The organism is Herbidospora mongoliensis (genome assembly GCF_001570545.1).
GTDB classification, from domain to species: domain Bacteria; phylum Actinomycetota; class Actinomycetes; order Streptosporangiales; family Streptosporangiaceae; genus Herbidospora; species Herbidospora mongoliensis.
Genome location: NZ_BBXD01000012.1, coordinates 193,582 through 210,880 on the forward strand (window position 1 = coordinate 193,582; position 17,299 = coordinate 210,880).

Annotated in this window: 15 protein-coding genes; 10 read left to right on the forward strand and 5 right to left on the reverse strand. The window is 69.3% G+C overall.

Annotated features, from left to right (window positions below):
* Positions 1–200 precede the first annotated feature (200 nt).
* From AW272_RS15730 to AW272_RS43785, 5 genes are read left to right on the forward strand one after another with little or no spacing between them, the layout of a single operon-like run.
* Positions 201–1,574 (forward strand): class I adenylate-forming enzyme family protein, encoded by a 1,374-nt coding sequence (locus AW272_RS15730; protein WP_066365101.1) that lies wholly within the window; start codon positions 201–203, stop codon positions 1,572–1,574.
* On the forward strand, positions 1,571–2,983 hold the full coding sequence (locus AW272_RS15735) for a condensation domain-containing protein (RefSeq protein ID WP_066365103.1): 1,413 nt from the start codon (positions 1,571–1,573) through the stop codon (positions 2,981–2,983). Before AW272_RS15730 ends, AW272_RS15735 begins: the two co-directional genes overlap by 4 nt.
* Entirely contained in the window at positions 2,980–3,831 is an 852-nt protein-coding gene (locus tag AW272_RS15740; protein WP_066365106.1) for a thiamine pyrophosphate-dependent dehydrogenase E1 component subunit alpha, read from the forward strand. Before AW272_RS15735 ends, AW272_RS15740 begins: the two co-directional genes overlap by 4 nt.
* A gap of 45 nt (positions 3,832–3,876) precedes the next feature.
* Positions 3,877–4,911 carry an alpha-ketoacid dehydrogenase subunit beta gene (locus tag AW272_RS43780; protein ID WP_245657565.1) on the forward strand — a complete coding sequence of 345 codons (1,035 nt, stop codon included), beginning with the start codon at positions 3,877–3,879 and terminating at the stop codon, positions 4,909–4,911.
* The gene (locus AW272_RS43785; RefSeq protein ID WP_066365109.1) at positions 4,908–6,044 is read left to right on the forward strand and encodes a 2-oxo acid dehydrogenase subunit E2; all 1,137 of its coding nucleotides are present in this window, start codon (positions 4,908–4,910) and stop codon (positions 6,042–6,044) included. The genes AW272_RS43780 and AW272_RS43785 overlap by 4 nt, the downstream gene beginning before the upstream one ends.
* Here AW272_RS43785 and AW272_RS15755 read toward each other — a convergent pair.
* The 3 genes from AW272_RS15755 to AW272_RS15765 form a co-directional block, all read right to left on the reverse strand.
* The gene (locus AW272_RS15755; RefSeq protein WP_066365112.1) at positions 6,034–6,462 is read right to left on the reverse strand and encodes a VOC family protein; all 429 of its coding nucleotides are present in this window, start codon (positions 6,460–6,462) and stop codon (positions 6,034–6,036) included. The two genes, AW272_RS43785 and AW272_RS15755, sit on opposite strands and share 11 nt — an antisense overlap.
* Positions 6,463–6,667: 205 nt before the next feature.
* Complete coding sequence (locus AW272_RS15760; protein WP_066365114.1) at positions 6,668–7,594, reverse strand: oxidoreductase; 927 nt, start codon at positions 7,592–7,594, stop codon at positions 6,668–6,670.
* A 47-nt stretch (positions 7,595–7,641) separates the two neighbouring features.
* Positions 7,642–12,222 carry an ATP-dependent helicase gene (locus AW272_RS15765; protein WP_066365117.1) on the reverse strand — a complete coding sequence of 1,527 codons (4,581 nt, stop codon included), beginning with the start codon at positions 12,220–12,222 and terminating at the stop codon, positions 7,642–7,644.
* A gap of 111 nt (positions 12,223–12,333) precedes the next feature.
* Here AW272_RS15765 and AW272_RS15770 point away from each other — a divergent pair, with 111 nt between their 5' ends.
* The 3 genes from AW272_RS15770 to AW272_RS15780 are packed head-to-tail and all read left to right on the forward strand — an operon-like array spanning position 12,334 to position 13,336.
* The gene (locus AW272_RS15770) at positions 12,334–12,822 is read left to right on the forward strand and encodes a VOC family protein (protein ID WP_066365120.1); all 489 of its coding nucleotides are present in this window, start codon (positions 12,334–12,336) and stop codon (positions 12,820–12,822) included.
* Between the two features lie 31 nt (positions 12,823–12,853).
* On the forward strand, positions 12,854–13,048 hold the full coding sequence (locus AW272_RS15775) for a DUF3046 domain-containing protein (protein WP_066365122.1): 195 nt from the start codon (positions 12,854–12,856) through the stop codon (positions 13,046–13,048).
* Positions 13,049–13,060: 12 nt separating this feature from the next.
* Entirely contained in the window at positions 13,061–13,336 is a 276-nt protein-coding gene (locus AW272_RS15780) for a hypothetical protein (RefSeq protein ID WP_066365125.1), read from the forward strand.
* Positions 13,337–13,391: 55 nt separating this feature from the next.
* Here the strand turns inward: AW272_RS15780 and AW272_RS15785 are convergent, their stop codons facing one another.
* On the reverse strand, positions 13,392–14,144 hold the full coding sequence (locus AW272_RS15785) for an SDR family NAD(P)-dependent oxidoreductase (RefSeq protein ID WP_066365132.1): 753 nt from the start codon (positions 14,142–14,144) through the stop codon (positions 13,392–13,394).
* Positions 14,145–14,212: 68 nt separating this feature from the next.
* Positions 14,213–14,476, reverse strand: a complete 264-nt coding sequence (locus tag AW272_RS15790; RefSeq protein WP_066365135.1) for a hypothetical protein — start codon at positions 14,474–14,476, stop codon at positions 14,213–14,215.
* Between the two features lie 297 nt (positions 14,477–14,773).
* Between AW272_RS15790 and recA the strand changes: the two genes are divergently transcribed.
* Both recA and recX read left to right on the forward strand, forming a co-directional pair.
* Positions 14,774–15,871, forward strand: coding sequence for a recombinase RecA (gene recA, locus AW272_RS15795; protein WP_066365137.1), 1,098 nt, complete (start codon positions 14,774–14,776; stop codon positions 15,869–15,871).
* Positions 15,872–16,452: 581 nt separating this feature from the next.
* On the forward strand, positions 16,453–17,142 hold the full coding sequence (gene recX / locus AW272_RS40620; protein ID WP_218010911.1) for a recombination regulator RecX: 690 nt from the start codon (positions 16,453–16,455) through the stop codon (positions 17,140–17,142).
* Positions 17,143–17,299: the final 157 nt, after the last annotated feature.

The following is a 17,299-nucleotide window of genomic DNA, read 5'->3' on the forward strand; positions in this document are numbered from 1 at the left end:
ATTAGCGGACGGCGTCAGTCTGGCACGCCCCGGGCCCGCTCACAAGCCTGAAACTGGCCAAGCCTATTGGGCTGGCGGAGTCCGGGACCCCTTGTGACGAGCCTCCGCGCCGTGTCAGACTGGCGACAGGCCTAACTGGAAAGAATGTTTTCAGTAACGTAACGCCTGGGCAGTATTCATCCGATCTTTGGGGAAGTCCAATGACGCTCTCGGATCTGCTGGCGGCCCGCGCCGCCGCCGAGCCTGACGGCGTCGCCATGATCGTTCACGGGGTCGGGGAACTGACCTACTCCGCGTGGGACGCCCGCGCCGACGGTGTGGCGAACCACCTGATCAACGAGGGTGCGCGGCCGGGGGAACCGGTGGGGCTGGTGTTCCCCCACGCGGCCTGGCTCGACTACGCGGTGGCCTTCATGGGGGTGCTCCGGTCAGGCGCCGTCGCGGTGCCGATGCCGGACCGGATGCCCGAGGGAGAGATCCGACATCTTGCGGAACGCACCGGAATGAGCCGGATTCTGCGGGACGTTCCGGTGGGTCCTGAGGGCTCCGCGCCGATGAAACTTTCAGGATCGGACCCCGCTCAGATTCTTTTCACCTCCGGGACCACGGGCGTGGCCAAGGGGGTCACCGCCACCCACGCCAACCTGGCGTTCGGCCTGCACCAGGACCCGCGCCGCCGGGCGTTCCGGCACTCCAGGCACCTCGCGCACGCGTTCCCCATCGGGACCAACGCCGGGCAGATGATGCTGGTGAACGCCATCGCGGCCCACCCGACGGTGGTGACGACCCCCCTCTTCACCCCCGGCCGGTTCGCCTCGCTCATCGCGAAATATCAGGCCGGGACGGTGTTCCTGGTGCCCACCATGGCCATCGAGCTGGTGTCGGCGGGGAACGGTCCGCTCGACAGTGTGCTGCTCCTGGGGTCGGCCGCCGCGCCGCTGCCCTCCGCCGTGGCGGTGAAGCTGGGAGAGCTGTTCCCGGAGGCGATGATCACGAATTACTACACCTCCACCGAGGCCGCGCCCGCTCAGACGATCATGGTGTTCGATCCCGAACGTCCGGGATCGGTGGGCCGGGCGGCGGCGGGCGGGTCCGTCCGGATCACCTCGGCCGACGGGACCGCGGCCGCCGCCGGCGAGACCGGTGAGGTGTGGATGCGGTCGCCCGCCGCGCCCCGCTCCTATCTCGGCGAGCCCGAGTCGGACACGTTCCGGAACGGGTGGGTGCGGATGGGGGACCTCGGCTACCTCGACGACGAGGGGTACCTGTTCCTGGTCGACCGGACCGGTGACGTCATCAAGTCGGGCGCCCACAAGGTCTCGACGTTGAAGGTCGAGGAGGCGCTGCACGCGCATCCGCTGGTCAAGGAGGCCGCCGCCTACGGCGTGCCCCATCCGGTGCTCGGGACGGTGGTGGCGGCGGCTCTGGTCGTACAGGACGAGGTTTCGACCGCGGATCTGCGGGCGTTCCTGATCGAGAGGCTCGCGCCGCACGAGCTGCCGGCCAAGGTGACCACGATGGACGCGCTGCCGCGCAACCGGGGCGGCAAGGTCGACAAGCGGGCGCTGCCATGACCGAGGCGTCGTTCGCGCAGACCGGGATGTGGATCACCGAGCGCATGGGGCGGGCGCGGACCGCCTACCACATGCCGCTCGTCATCGATTTCGAAGGACCACTCGACGCGTGCGCGCTGGCTCAGGCGTGTGAGGCGGTGATCAGGCGGCACGCCGTGCTGTCGTCGGCGGTGGCCGAGGACGACGGGCTGCCGGTGATGGTGCGCGGGGAGCGGCCCGCGGTCCGGCAGACCATCGCCGCGGATCTCGCCGAGCTCGTCCGGGAGGAGACCCTGCGGCCCTTCGACGTCGAGAACGGGCCGCTGGCCCGGTTCACGCTGGCCAAGCTGGGGCTTGAGCGGTACGCGCTGGTGTTCGTGGCGCACCACCTCGTGTTCGACGGCGAGTCGAAGGACATCCTGGTCAGAGACCTGGCCGACTTCTACAACGGCGAGTCGCGGCCCCGCCTGGCGATGTCCTACGCGAGCTTCGCCGAGGGGGAGCGCGAACGGGTCGGGAACGACCTCGCCGACGCGAAGGCCTACTGGTCGCCCCGGCCGGTGACGGAGACCACGCTGCCGGGGCTGAAGGCGACCGGCCTGGGCGCGGCCGAGGGTTCGGTGTACACGTTCCGGGCTCTGATGCCCGACTTACCCGACGTCTCGCGATTCGAGCTCTTCCTCGCCTCCGTGCACACCCTGCTCCACCGCTACGGCAACGCCACCCCGACCGTCGCCGTCGACCTCTCCACCCGCATCCCCGACGTGCGCGACAACATCGGCCTGTTCGTCAACGAACTCCCCGTCTCCGCCGCCGTCGAGGGCACCGTCGCCGACGTCGCCAGGACCCTCCACCGCGATCTGCGCGAGCTGTACCGATTCCGGCACGTCCCCTACGCCCGAGCCGTCAGGGGAGTGCGGCCGCGCACCGCGCTGGCGCAGGTCTCGGTCAGCTACCGCAAACGCCGGCCCGACCCCGTCTTCGCCGACGTGAAGACCACCATCGACTGGGCCGTTTTCAACCATTCCGTACGCAGCGTCCTGCACCTCCAGGCCGTCGACCACCCCGACGGCCTTTACGTGATCATGCAATACGGCGCCGGCTCCGGCACGGAGACCGACGTCGCCCGGATAGCGGAGGACCTTCTCACCATCATGAACAACCCCGAAGCCCCTGTGGACGGCACCCCACAGGCGACCGGCCTGGACGACGCCATCCGTGAGATCTGGCAGGAAGTCCTGGGCATCGACGAGATCGGCGACGACGAGGACCTGTTCGACCTCGGCGGGCACTCCCTGACCATCACCCAGATCATCGCCCGCATGCGCAAACGCCTCGGCGTCGAGGTCCCTCTCGACGTCTTCTTCGACACCCCGACGATCGCGGGCGTCGTCGAGGCGATCCGCGAGGCGGAACCGGCCGTCAGGTGACCACCGACCTCGACCGGTTGTTGCTCATCCGCCATTTCGAACGCGCCCTGCTGGACCTGTTCGCGAGGGGCGAGCTCAACGGCACGACCCACACGTGTCTGGGCCAGGAGATCGTGCCCGTGGCCCTGGCGCCCCTGCTCGGCCCTGACGACCACATCTTCAGCAACCATCGAGGTCACGGCCACTATCTGGCCCGCTTCGACGATCCCGCCGGCCTGCTGGCGGAGATCATGGGCCGCGAGGGCGCGGTCTGCGGGGGAGTCGGCGGCAGCCAGCACATCCTGCGCGACAAGTACCTGTCGACGGGCATCCAGGGCGAGAGCCTTCCGGTGGCCTCCGGCGTGGCCCTTCATTTGAGGGGCTCCGGCGCCTTGGCCTGCGCGTACATCGGGGACGGGACGTGGGGAGAGGGCTCGGTCTACGAGTCCCTGAACCTGGCCGGGTTGTGGGGGCTCCCGCTGCTGGTCGTGGTCGAACACAACGGCATCGCGCAGACGACGCCGACGGAGCTCGCCATGTCCGGAAATATCGGGACTCGGTGTGCGGCCTTCGGTGTCCGGCACATCGCCTTGCCCACCGACGACATCTCCGAGATCCGAGCCGTTCTCACTCCTTTGATCTCTTCTGTACGTCTTGGCGCACCCCTCGTGGTGGAGTTCGCGGTGAACCGCCTGGGCCCCCACAGCAAGGGCGACGACACCAGGTCGGGGGTGTCATCGCTGCGTGACTGGTATCGCGACATGTCGGGCGATCCCGGTTTCGCCGAAGCGGATGGCCGGGCTCTCGAACTGGTCGACTCCGTGGTACGAGACGTGAAAGCCCGCCCCCTGTCCGGGTGGGACCGATGAACCGGCGGCATGCGTCGCCCTGGTGTCAGGGTGTGCGGAGCCGTAATGAAAACAGCTCTGACCCGCACTTCCGGCGCGGTGACCAGCGATGAGGTGGAACGCATGCGCGTAGTAGAGAACCTCAACCTGGCCCTCCACGAGGTGCTCGCCGCCGACCCGAGGGCCCGCCTCCTCGGCGAGGACCTCCTCGACCCCTACGGCGGCGCCTTCAAGGCCACCCGAGGCCTGTCGACCGCCTTCCCCGCGCAGGTCATCACGACCCCCATCAGCGAATCGGCCATCACCGGCGTGGGCGCGGGCCTGGCGCTGTGCGGCGACACCGCGATCGTCGAGATCATGTTCAGCGACTTCGTCACGCTGGCGTTCGACCAGATCGTGAACTTCGCCGCGAAATCCGTCTCGATGTACGGCTCCCGCGTCCCGATGCGCCTCATCGTCCGCCTGCCCACCGGCGGCGGCCGCGGCTACGGCCCCACCCACAGCCAGAGCCTGCAGAAACACTTCATCGGCGTACCCGGCCTGGACGTCTACGAGATGTCCCCCCTGCACGACAACCGCGCCGTCTTCACCCGGATGATCGCCTCGCAGCGCCCCTGCGTCTTCTTCGAGGACAAGATCCTCTACACCAAGCGCATGCACCAGATCGACGACCTGTTCACCTGGGACCTGACCGACGGCCTCGCCCGCGTCCACGTGGACGCGCCCCCCGACTGCGTGATCATCGCCCCCGGCGGAGTGACCCATCGGGCGATGGCGGCGATGCGCCGCCTCCTGATCGAGCAGGAGATCATCTGCACCCTGCTCGTGCCCTCCCGCCTCCATCCCGTCGACGTGGCCCCGCTGGTCGCAGCGGTGCGAGGCGCGAAGTCGGTGGTCGTCGCCGAGGAGAGCACCGCCGGCGGGACGTGGGGCGCCGAGGTGGCCCACGTGCTGCACCGGGAGCTGTGGGGCGTGCTCCGGAACCCGGTCGCCCTGGCCCATTCGGCCGACAGCATCATCCCCACGGCGTCGCACCTGGAACGTGCCGTCCTGCTGACCGAAACCACCATCCACGACACGGTGCTGGAGTCCCTCAAGTGAAGGTCCCCAAGCTCAACAACAACGACGACTCCTACGTCCTGGTCGAATGGCTGGTCGCCACGGGGACCGAGGTCAAGGAGGGCGACCCGGTGGCCGTACTGGAGACCTCGAAGTCGGCCGAAGAGGTCACGGCCGACGCGACGGGGGTGCTACGGCAGGAAGTGGCCCTGATGGCCGAATGCGCCCCGGGCGACCTCCTCGCGACCATCGGCTCCGGGGTCGCCGTGACGGTGGTGATCGCGAACGAGGTGCACCACTCGGCCGAAGCGGACGCCTTCGCGATCGGAGCCCTGTCGGCGGCGGGCGTGACTCCGGCCATACGCTCCGGCCCCGTGATCACCGCACCCGCGCGGACGGCCATGGACGAACTGGGCGTGACCGAAGACCAGGTCGCCGCTCTCGGCATCCCCGTGATCCGGCGGACGGACGTCGAGCAGCTGGCGGCGGCCAACTCCGTCCCCACCGCGCCGCTGTCCAAGGTGCAGCAGGCGGTCGGCCGGGCCGTCTCGCTCTCGCACTCCACGATCCCCGCCGCCTACGCCGTCCTCGACATGCCTCTCGACGAGGAACTGGCCGCGACCCGCCGACTGACGAAACAAGTCCGCCGCCCGGTCGGGCTACCCGAACTCTTCGTCGTGGCCGTGGCGAGACTCCACGAGGAATTCCCCCACTTCTTCGCGACCCTCAGCGAGGATCGCACCGCGGCCGTGCTCTCGGAGACGGCCAACGTGGGCGTGACCTTCGACACCGGAGATGGTCTGTACGTCCCGGTCGTCCACGACGCCGGGGCGAAATCCCTCCAGGAGGTGGCGACCAAGCTGATGGAATATCGCGTCGCCGCGATGAAGGGCGACTTCAAGGCGTCCGACCTGGCCGGCGCGAACATCGCCGTCACCCTGCACCACGACGGCGGCATCAGCCTGGCGATCCCCTTCATCTTCCCCGGCACCGCCTGCGCCCTGGCCATCACCGCACCCCAGCAGACCCTCTATCTGGACGGCGTCGAAGTGAAATCGCGCCAGGTATCGCACATCGGCCTGGCCTACGACCACCGGCTGATCAACGGCCGCGGCGCGGCACGATTCCTGCACGCGCTCCAGCGGGAGACGAAGGCCCTGGTCGCTACGGACTGACAGTCTCCCCGCCCCATTCCTCGGGAGCGACGTCGTCGAGCGTCTCGGAGAAGGTCCAGTGGTGCCCGGCGAAATCCTCGACGGAGTACTGCCGTTCGCCGAACTCGAAATCGGTGGGCTCCATGAGAATGGCGGCGCCGAAGGCGCGGGCACGCTTGCAGTGCGCCCGCGCGTCGTCGACCCGCACAGTGATCGAATGCGTGATCTCACCTCGGCGCGGCGGCTGCTTGGCACCCCGCACATCCCCGATGATCAGCGCGCCGTCACCGAACTGAAGCTGAGACCGGTGATTCTCACCGATCCGCACCCGCTCCACGAACCCGAACGCCCCCGTCAGCCAGGCGACGGCCTCACGGACGTCGGGATAAATCAATACGGGAATCACCGTGGCGGTCGGAACGGACCGATTGGATTTCACCTGATCCAGTCAACCACCCACTCACGCCGGCAGACCGCCCCAACCTCGACGAACACATATGGGTCGCCCAGACCGGCACCCCTCCTCGTGTGCGCGGGGAGCACATTCGGCATCTGTTCGAGTGGGTCTGGGCTGAGGCGCCATCTCCCGCGTGCGTGCGGAGCACCCTCGACGGCCTGGCCTAGGGAAAGCGTCATCCCCGCTCTCACGCCGCGAAGCTGTAGCGCACCCCTGTCATCTGCTCCGACTCGTCCCAGAGTCGCCGGGCCACCGCCTCGTCATGTGACGCCGGACTGCTCGCCACCAGCTTCGGATAGCCCCGCAGCTCCCCGCGCCCATCAGGCCCGAAGAATCCCGCCGCCGGCACTCCCGGCGCGGTGGCCGCGTAAAGCTGCGGCAGGACCCCCATCTCCGGCCGCTGCGCCATGACCGTGTTCGCCACCCGCATCATCAGCCCGCGCGCGGCGCTCCCGGTCATCCGGGGCCCCGCCTCCTGCAGCCCGGTCGCCGTATATCCGGGATGCGCGGCCAAGGACAGCAGCGAAGTGGCCGCGGCGCGACGCTGTAGTTCATAGGTGAAGAGCAGGTTCGCCAGTTTCGACTGCGAGTAGGCATCGAAAGGCGAGTAGCGCTTGTTCCCGTTCAGGTCGTTGAAGTCGATCCGCCCCCGCGAATGGAGACTCGAACTCACCGTCACCACCCGAGGAGAACGCCGCAGCAGCAGAGAAGGCATCAGCAACCCGGTGAGCGCGAAATGCCCCAGGTGATTGGTGGCGAACTGGAGCTCGTATCCGTCAGCGGAGGCCCGCTTGGGCAGCGCCATGACTCCGGCGTTGTTCATCAGGATGTCGAGCCCGTGGGGAAAGATCTCGGGGATCTCCGCGGCGAACTCGCGTACTGACGAAAGGTCGGACAGGTCCAGCCGCGACACCACGATCTCGGCCTTGGGGGCCGCCGACCGCACCCGAGTCGCCGCCGCCTCGCCTTTGCCCACGTCGCGGACCGCGAAGACGACTTTCGCCCCCCGCCGGGCGAGTTCACCCGCCGCGAGAAGCCCGAGCCCGTTGCTGGCGCCGGTCACGATCGCGCCCTTGCCTGACAGATCGGCGATGTCCGCCGCAGTCCATGCCATTACGCCTCCTGGCCTCAGCCCGCATCATTCCTCACCATAAGCGCCGATCAACCCCTTATACGCAGGCCTCGCGGCGTCGGATGGAAACCCGCCGCCTCCAGCGCCGCGCCCAGCGGGGAGTCGTTGATCGCGGTCCCGTCGGCCCGTTCGACGGTCAACCGCCCGAGGGCTCCTTCGCGTACGGCTCCCGCCAGCGCTCCCACCGCCACGGTCAGATGCTCCTCCTCCCCGAAGGTCAGCAGCGTCTTCCCGCCTCGCTCGACGTAGAGAACCAGCTTCCCCGCCACGGTCACCACCAACGCCCCGGCCTTGCGCCCCGGCCGATGCCCGGCATCCCCGCCCCGGTCAGGCCACGGCAGCGCCGCCCCGAACGGATTGGCCGGATCGGCCGCGGCCATCACGGTCGCCTTGGGCGCCTCGCGCTCGGGCCCCTGGGGACGCCAGGCCGTCCACGGATCGACGTATTCACCCTCAGCCGGGGGTGGCGCCGCCACTTCCTTCTTGTCGGACTTGTTGTCGAGGGCCCGCAGCCGGTCAACGGCCCCCGGCAGCGCGAACTGCGCCCCGCCCAGCCCTTCGACGAAGTAGCCGCGCCGGCACCGGCCGCTCTCCTCGAACGCCCGCAGCACCTGGTAGACGGCGGCGAACCCGCCCGGCAGCCGCTCGGCCATCACCCCGCCGCGCGTCACCACGCCATGGCGTTCGAGCAGCATCTCGGCCTGCGCCTGGGCCCGCATCGTCACCTCACCCGAGGGCTCAGGCAGCAACCACCACCGCCCCCCGACCGTCGGCGGCCCCGAACGCGTCGGCAGCACGGCCCGCCGCCGCCGCGACGGAGCAGCGGGACGATGCGCCGGTTTCCCCGTGCCGAGCGTGGCCCGCAGCGGCGCGAGCGTGTCACCGGTCACCCGCCCCGACCAGACCAGATCCCACAACGCCGCCGAGAGCGTGGCGTCGTCGGGTATCCCGCCGTGGACCACCCGGTTCGACAGATCGCGGAAGAACAGCGCCCCGCCACCCGCGAGCACCTCAAGGACGGCCTCATGAACCGGCGTCATGGTGATCTCACCCGGCAGAGGCATCAGCAACGGCGCCGTGTCGGCGAAGTAGAGCGACACCCACCCGTCGCCGCCGGGCAGCGCCCCCTGCCCCACCCACAGCACCTCACCAGAGGAGGTCAGCTCGTCGAGCAGCGCGGGCGAATATCCAGGCACCCGCCCCGGCAGCACGAGCGTCTCCAAGGCCGAGGCGGGCACCGCCGCCCCCTGCAGCCGCTCGATGACCGCGACCAGGGAATCCATCGCACGATAAGACGCGACCGACCCCGATGGGCTCGCCGGTGGTTCATAGGCCGTGATCCCGTGCCAGCGGGGCAGGAACATCGCCAGTGCCTCCGGCGGCACCGGCTCGACCTCCTTGCGCAGCCGGGCCAGCGACCGTCGCCGCAGCAGCCGCAGCACCCCGGCGTCGCACCACTCCTCGCCGCGACCGCCCGGCCGGAACTCGCCCGACACCACCCGCCCGGATGCCGCCAGCCGCGCCAGCCCATCGGACACCACCGCGACCCCCACCCCGAACCGCGCGGCGGCGGTGGAAGCCGGGAAGGGCCCTCGTGTCCGGGCGTGCCGGGACAGCAGGTCGCCCAAGGGATCAGGCCGGGAAGAGGTCTCCGGCGCGTCGAGGAACTCCAGCGGCACCCCCACCGGCAGGGGAGCCCCCAGCGCGTCGCGCAGCCGCCAGGCGTCTTCGATCGCCGCCCACTGCGGCACCCCCGCGACCCGCACCTGGATGGCCCGCCGGGAAAGCTCCAATTCGGTCAGCCAGCCGGGGTCACCCTCGCGAATGGCCACGTCTTCGACGAGCAGCGGCCCGTGGGACCGCAGCAGGTCGGCCAGGTCCTCCAGGTCACGCAACGGCCGATCGAGCCGGGCCAGTTCGCGTTCGGTCTCGGCGATCACGTCAGGGTCGAGGAGTTCGCGCAGGTCGGCCTGGCCCATCAGCTCGGCCAGGAGAGAGGTGTCGAGGGCGAGCGCCTGGGCCCGGCGTTCGGCCAGGGGCGCGTCGCCTTCGTACATGAACTCGCCGATGTAGTTGAACAGCAGCGACGCCGCGAACGGCGACGCCTGCCGGGTCTCCACCTCGACCACCCGCAGCCGCCGCGCCGAGATGTCGCGCATCAGCTGCACCAGACCCGGGACGTCGAAGACGTCTTGCAGGCACTCGCGCATCGTCTCGAGCACGACCGGGAACCCGGCGTATTTGGCGGCCACGCCCAGCAGATGAGCCGACCGCTGCCGCTGCTGCCACAGCGGGCTGCGCTTCCCCGGGGTGCGGCGCGGGAGCAGCAGCGAACGCCCGGCGCATTCGCGGAACCGCGCCGCGAACAGGGCGGACCCGCCGAGCTCCTCGGTGACGATCTGCTCGATCTCCTCGGGGTCGAACGCCGCGACATCGGTCGGCGCCTCGTCGAGGGTGTCGGGGACGCGGAGAATGATCCCGTCGTCGGAATGCACGGCCTGGACGTCGACCCCGTAGCGCTCCCGCAGCCGCCGCCCGATGGCCAGCGCCCAGGGCGCGTGGACCCGCGCGCCGAAGGGGGAGTGGATGATCACCCGCCAGTCGCCCAGCTCGTCGTGGAACCGCTCGACCAGCAGGGTTCGATCGTCCGGTACGTATCCCGTCGCCTCCCGCTGCTCCGCGAGGTAGCCGATGAGGTTCCCGGTCGCGAACTCGTCGAGCCCGGCGGCGCGGACACGCTCCTCGGCGGCCGGACCGGCCCCGGCCAGCTCCCGGACGAACGCGCCGATCGCCCGGCCCAGCTCGGCCGGACGGCCCTGCGGGTCGCCCTTCCAGAACGGCAGCTTCCCCGGCAACCCGGGCGCGGGGGAGACGAGGACCCGGTCGGCCGTGATGTCTTCGATCCGCCACGACGAGGCGCCGAGCACGAACACATCGCCGACGCGGGATTCGTACACCATCTCCTCATCGAGCTCCCCGACCCGGGACGCCTTCTCACCGACGAGGAACACGCCGAACAGGCCCCGGTCGGGGATGGTGCCGCCGTTGGTGACCGCGAGCCGCTGGGCACCCGGACGGCCGCGCAGCGTGCCGGTCACCCGATCCCACACCAGCCGGGGACGCAGCTCGGCGAACTCCTCGCTCGGGTAGCGCCCGGCCAGCATGTCGAGCGTGGCCTCCAGAGCCGATCGCGGCAGCGTGGCATAGGGTGCGGCCCGGCGGACCACGGTCTCGAGCTCGTCGACGGTCCACTCGTCGAGCGCGGTCATCGCGACGATCTGCTGGGCCAGCACGTCGAGCGCGTTGCGGGGATAACGCAGCTCCTCGATCTGGCCGCCTTTCATCCGCTCGGCCACCACCGCCGTCTGGACGAGATCGCCCCGATATTTCGGGAAGATCACCCCACGCGACACCGCCCCCACCTGGTGCCCGGCCCGGCCGACCCGCTGCAGCCCACTGGCCACACTCGGCGGCGCTTCGACGCAGGCCACCAGGTCGACCGCCCCCATGTCGATGCCCAGTTCGAGACTGGACGTCGCCACCACAGCCGGAAGCCGCCCTGACTTCAGCGCCTCCTCGATCTGCGACCGCTCCTCTTTGGACACCGACCCGTGATGAGCCCGCACGACCTCGGGAATCGCCCCCTTGGACGCCCCCGCCTGCGCCATCAGCTCGGCAGGCACCCCCGCCTGCATCGATTCTGCGGTGCTCCGCTCATAGGCCAGCTCGTTGAGCCGGCTGCACAACCGCTCGGACAGCCGCCGCGAGTTGGCGAAGATGATCGTCGACCGATGGGCCTCGATCAGATCGAGCAGATGCTCTTCGACATGAGGCCAGATGCTGCGCTGGTTGGGTTGCCCGTCGTCGCGCGAGGTGATCTCGGCCATGTCTTCGACCGGGACGACCACCTCGATCTCGATCAGCTTCTCCGACGGCGGCTGGACGACCTTCGCCGGCCGCGACCCCCCGAGGAACGCCGCCACCTCGGAGGCCGGCCGCACGGTCGCCGACAGCCCCACCCGCTGCGCCGGCTTCGGCAGCAGCGCGTCGAGACGTTCGAGCGTGAGCGCCAGATGGGCCCCCCGCTTGGTGCCCGCCACCGCGTGGACCTCGTCGACGATCACCGTCTCGACCCCGCGCAACGCCTCTCGCGCCTGCGAGGTGAGCAGCAGGAACAGCGACTCGGGCGTCGTGATCAGAATGTCGGACGGCTTGGACGCGAACCGCCGCCGCTCATCGGCGGGGGTGTCGCCCGACCGGATCGCCACCGAGATCTCCGGCACGGCCACCCCCATGCGCCGCGCCGTCTGCCGGACCCCCGTCAGCGGCGCCCGCAGGTTGCGCTCGACGTCGACCGCCAGCGCCTTCAGCGGCGACACGTAGATCACCCGGCACTTCTTCTCGGGATCCTCCCGGGCGGCCAGCCGGTCGATCGACCACAGGAACGCCGCCAGCGTCTTGCCCGACCCCGTCGGCGCCACGACCAGCGTGTTGTCACCGTCGGCGATGGAGTTCCAGGCGCCTTCCTGCGCGGCCGTCGGCGCCGCGAAGGCGCCGGTGAACCACTCGCGCGTCACCGCCCCGAACCTGCTCAGCGCGCCTTTCGCCATCGGGCCCACCTCCTCCGCACATCATGCCCTCGGCCACCGACAGTTCCGGTCCGCAGAATGTGTTACCCCTCATTGGGTTGATCTGCGGTTAAAGCGACAATCATGTGAACCATGGACATCGACTACGAGGCCATAGAAGCCACCAGGGCCGTCATAAAAGAGCGTCACCTCAACGAGCGCCGACCCCCGAGCAGCGCGCGCGGCCTGCACCACTTCGCACTGCTGTCGTCTAATGTCGAACGCACGATCGAATTCTACCAGGACCTTCTGGAGTTCCCTCTCACCGAGATCTTCGAGAACCGCGACTACAAGGGCTCCAACCACTTCTTCTTCGACATCGGCAACGGCAACCTGCTGGCCTTCTTCGACTTCCCCGGCCTCGACCTCGGCCCCTACCAGGAGGTGCTCGGCGGCCTCCACCACATCGCGATCTCCGTCGAGCCGGTCGTGTGGGAGCGCCTGCGCGGCAAGCTGGAGGCGGCGGGAGTGCCCTACGTCATGGAGAGCGGCGCCTCCATCTACTTCCGCGACCCCGACGGCGCCCGCCTGGAACTTCTCGCCGACCCCCTCGGCGAGATGTACGGCTCCCGGGTGCTCTGACCACCCTCACGACCCGGCCATACTGGGGGCCATGCGACTCACGGAATTCTGGAACCGCATGTCCCGCCATTTCGGCGAGGCGTACGCCGAGTCCTGGGCGAAGGACTACGTGATCGCAGGACTCGGCGGCCGGACCGTGGAACAGGCTTTCGCCGACGGCATCGCGGCGAAACAGATCTGGCAGGCGGTCTGCCAGGTCGTCGACGTCGACCCCAGGCTCCGCTAGCAAGGAGAGAACATGTCCGGGCGTACCCCCCTCACGTCTGAGGAGAAGATCCGCGCCGAGGCGAACTTCGTCCCCCTGGTCGCCGAACACCTGGCCGCGAGCGGGCGGTTCAGGGTCAGCGCCGACACCCCCGAACTGGTGGAACTGTTCCAGGGCGTGGCCCATACCGTGGGCGAGCGGCTGGGGCGTCCGGTGGTCAGCTACGCCAACGGCAGATACATGGTGATCACGTTCGCCGAGGCGGAGCGCCTGGGAACAGGTCCGGAGAGGCACCCGCTGGGCGGGTGAAGCGTCTTTCTCTGAGGCTGATTCGACTGGCCTTCGGTCTTCCGCGTCCTGCTTCTCAGACGATGAGCCCGCCGGTCGCGCGCAGGTTCTGGCCGGTGATCCACTGGGAGTCGGGCCCGGCCAGGAACGCCACCACGTTGGCGATGTCGGCCGGTTCGCCCAGTCGCCGCAGCGCGGTCTTGGCGGTGATCCCGTCGAACGTCTCGTCGGCGCTCACCCCCGTCGACTCGCGCATCAGCTCGGTGTCGGTCACCCCGGGGGAGACCGCGTTGACGGTGATCCCGCGCGCGCCCAGCTCCCGGGCGGCGACGGCGGTCAGTAACTCCAGCGCGGCCTTGCTGGCCAGATAGAGCGACAGCCCCTCGGCGGGCGCGCGGGTGCCGAACGAGGAGATGTTCACGATCCGCCCGCCCGCGCGCAGAATGCGGGACGCCGCCTGGATCGCCAGGAACGGGCCCCTGGCGTTGACGCCCATGACCCGGTCGAAGTCTTCGGCGGTGGCGTCGATGATGCGCCGGATCGGGTTGATCGCCGCGTTGTTGACGAGGATGTCGAGGGTGCCGAGCTGGCGTACGACCTGCTCGAAAAGCAGTTTCACGTCGTCAGGACAGCCCATGTCGGCACGCACGGCGTGAGCGACGCCGCCGAACCTGGCCACATGGGCGACGACCTCTTCGGCCGCCGACCGGTTCTCGTTGAAGCTGAAGACCACGTGGGCGCCTTCGCGAGCCAGTTTCTGTACGACGGCTCGCCCGATCCCCCGCGAACCACCCGTCACCAGAGCCGCCTTCGCCTCCAGTGCGCCCATCTGTCATCTCCTCAACACGGCTGCGGGCCCAACGGATCAGCGTGCCACACATTTGTGGAGATGGGGTGTCAAGCCGCTTGAGAGAGGAGCTTCTCCAGCGTGTCGGCGGCGACTTCGGGATCGTCGGCGTTCTCCTGGCCGTCGGGCGACCAGAGGAACAGCCACCCGCCGCCCGACTGGGTGGCCAGGACGATGGTCTGCCGGCTCGTGCGGGGATGCCAGATCCACAGGACGGGCTCGGCCCCGCCCAGCATCCGGCCTTGGAGCCCGCGTTCGGGAAGCCGCTCGGCGAGCGTCTCCAGGAGGGCACGGCGTTCGTTTTCTGTCGACACGGCGCCGCCTTCTCACTCGCGGGTTCTGGTCTGGCTGATTCGCCCGTCTCCTCCAGGATCGCCGCAGGTCAGCGGCATGGCAACAGTCTGATCACAATGCCCGGGAATGTGACCTTCCGGATGGGTTCTCTTTCCTTCTCCGTACGCGAACTCATAGGCCGTTCCGGGTGTCATCGAACAGTCGTTCGGCTATATTTGGACCGCCGCCCTGGAGGCAGCGTCTCCAGAAAATGTCAGTGGCACCCCATAGCGTTCCGGTAACAGGAACAACCCACGACCCTCACAGGGGGCACCCCAATGGCAGTGAACGACCGCGACAAGGCCCTCGAAACAGCCCTCGCCCAGATCGAGCGGCAGTTCGGCAAGGGCTCCGTCATGCGCCTCGGTGAGGAGGCGCGCGCCCCCGTCGAGGTCATCCCGACCGGCTCGATCGCCCTCGACGTCGCCCTGGGCATCGGCGGCTTCCCCCGCGGCCGGATCGTTGAGGTCTACGGCCCCGAGTCGTCAGGTAAGACGACCGTCGCCCTCCACGCCGTGGCCAACGCCCAGCGCCAGGGCGGCATCGCCGCCTTCATCGACGCCGAGCACGCCCTCGACCCCGAATACGCCAGGAAGCTCGGCGTCGACGTCGACGCGCTGCTCGTCTCCCAGCCCGACACGGGTGAGCAGGCGCTGGAGATCGCCGACATGCTGATCCGCTCCGGCGCGGTCGAGATCATCGTCATCGACTCGGTCGCGGCCCTGGTGCCCAAGGCCGAAATCGAGGGCGAGATGGGCGACAGCCACGTGGGTCTCCAGGCCCGCCTGATGTCCCAGGCCCTCCGCAAGGTCGCCGGCGCCCTCAACAACACGGGCACCACCGCAATATTCATCAACCAGCTGCGCGAGAAGATCGGCGTCATGTTCGGCTCGCCCGAGACCACCACGGGCGGTAAGGCGCTGAAGTTCTACGCGTCGGTCCGTCTCGACGTGCGCCGCATCGAGACCCTGAAAGACGGCACCGAGCCCGTCGGCAACCGCACCCGCGTGAAGGTCGTCAAGAACAAGATGGCCCCGCCCTTCCGCACGGCCGACTTCGACATCCTCTACGGCTTCGGCATCAGCCGCGAGGGCGGCCTGATCGACATGGGCGTGGAGCAAGGCTTCGTCCGCAAGGCCGGCGCCTGGTACACCTACGAGGGCGACCAGCTCGGCCAGGGCAAGGAGAACGCCCGCAACTTCCTGAAGAACAACCCCGACATCGCCAACGAGATCGAGAAGAAGATCAAGGAGAAGCTCGGCATCGGCCCCCGCCTCGACGCCAAGCCCGAGACTCCCGCCGCCCCCGTGGCCGCCCCGGCCCCGACCGGCCGAGGTTCCAAGGCCGCCGCCACCCCGAAGCCGGGTGACGTCTAACCGATCCGGTGCAACCTTCCGACTCCTGGGACGACGACGACCGGGGCGCCCGGGGCCGCTCCGGGTGGCCCTACGACGACGAGCGCGAGTCCGACCCCGTATGGGGCTCCGCCGATTCGCGCTCGGGCTGGTCCTCCAGCGGCTCAACGTGGTCGGAGATCGACCCTGAGACGGTACGAGGCGGCGGATGGCCGGGCGAAGAGCCGGATCCCGCCGTTGACGACCCCGCTGTCAGTGATGATCAGGGGAACTCCGGCGGGTCGCCTGGTAGGGCTGTCCGGAAAGGGCGAGGCCGGCCTTCTGGAGACGATGATCAGGAGCGGGTGACCCGATCTTCTAGGGGTGGGCGATCCCCCACTGGGGAACGACCGGAGCCCGCCTTCCTGATCGCGGAGCCTGATGCCCCGAAGTCCGCCGGTGGCCTCTCCGATGACGAAGGACGGGGCCGCCGTGCCTCAGGCGGCGGTGGGCGGAAGCGCGCGGGCCGGTTCGACGGCGGCGATGGGCAGGACAGCCCGGAGGGCTCCCAGGGGCTCCGTGAAGCACCGGATGATCACTCGAATCCTCATGACTGGGGTGCGGTGCCGGATGAGGAACCCGATGGCCGTGGGCGCCGCAGGCGTGCGGGTAAGACGGGCCGCCGTGCGTCCCGTCGTGGCGACGCCGACGGCGGCGCTCCTGAAGGTGGTGGGCTCTTCGGCGGTGGTGACGACGCGGGTGGTCGGTCGAAACGGCGTGGGTCCTCTTCCGAGGAGCACAGTTCCGATCCCGAAGCGCGGGCGCGGGGGATCTGCCTGCGGCTGCTCACTCTCGCCCCTCGGACACGGGCCCAGCTCGCCGAGGCGCTGCGGAAGAAGGAGATCCCCGAGGAGGTGGCCGAACGGGTCCTCGAACGCTACTCCGAGGTCGGGCTGATCGACGATCAGGCGTTCGCGGCCGCATGGGTCAGTTCGCGCCACCACGGGCGGGGGCTCGCGCGCCGGGCGCTGGCCCAGGAGCTGCGGCATCGCGGGGTGGAGGAGGAGACCGTCAAAGAGGCCGTAGAGCAACTCGACCCCGACGAGGAGGTCGAGACGGCCCGGCGGCTCGTCGCCCGGAAGCTACGCTCGACCAGCGGCGCCGATCCTCGTGTCCGGACCCGGAAACTGGTCGGGATGCTGGCGCGGAAGGGCTATTCAGCGGGTCTGGCGTTCCGGATCGTGAAAGAAGCGCTGGAGGCTGAGGGGGAAGAGACCGAGGGCGCCGAGGGCGGCTATTTGGACTCTTTGTGATTGCCGTGGAGGCTGTGCGGCCGCCTTCACAGTGACGCCCTGGTGCTGATGGCGGCTGCCTGGATTCTCTGTGATTGCCGTGGAGGCTCTACGGCTGTCTTCACGGCGATGCTCTGGTGCTGGAGGCGGCTGCCTGGATTTTCTGCGATCGCCTTGG

Excerpts from the sequence above, each read along its gene's own strand:
- AW272_RS15730 (WP_066365101.1), top strand. The coding sequence starts at position 201 with ATGACGCTCTCGGATCTGCTGGCGGCCCGCGCCGCCGCCGAGCCTGAC.
- AW272_RS15735 (WP_066365103.1), top strand. The coding sequence starts at position 1,571 with ATGACCGAGGCGTCGTTCGCGCAGACCGGGATGTGGATCACCGAGCGC.
- AW272_RS43780 (WP_245657565.1), top strand. The coding sequence starts at position 3,877 with ATGAAAACAGCTCTGACCCGCACTTCCGGCGCGGTGACCAGCGATGAG.
- AW272_RS15760 (WP_066365114.1), bottom strand. The coding sequence starts at position 7,594 with ATGGCATGGACTGCGGCGGACATCGCCGATCTGTCAGGCAAGGGCGCG.
- AW272_RS15765 (WP_066365117.1), bottom strand. The coding sequence starts at position 12,222 with ATGGCGAAAGGCGCGCTGAGCAGGTTCGGGGCGGTGACGCGCGAGTGG.
- AW272_RS15770 (WP_066365120.1), top strand. The coding sequence starts at position 12,334 with ATGGACATCGACTACGAGGCCATAGAAGCCACCAGGGCCGTCATAAAA.
- AW272_RS15775 (WP_066365122.1), top strand. The coding sequence starts at position 12,854 with ATGCGACTCACGGAATTCTGGAACCGCATGTCCCGCCATTTCGGCGAG.
- AW272_RS15780 (WP_066365125.1), top strand. The coding sequence starts at position 13,061 with ATGTCCGGGCGTACCCCCCTCACGTCTGAGGAGAAGATCCGCGCCGAG.
- AW272_RS15785 (WP_066365132.1), bottom strand. The coding sequence starts at position 14,144 with ATGGGCGCACTGGAGGCGAAGGCGGCTCTGGTGACGGGTGGTTCGCGG.
- recA (WP_066365137.1), top strand. The coding sequence starts at position 14,774 with ATGGCAGTGAACGACCGCGACAAGGCCCTCGAAACAGCCCTCGCCCAG.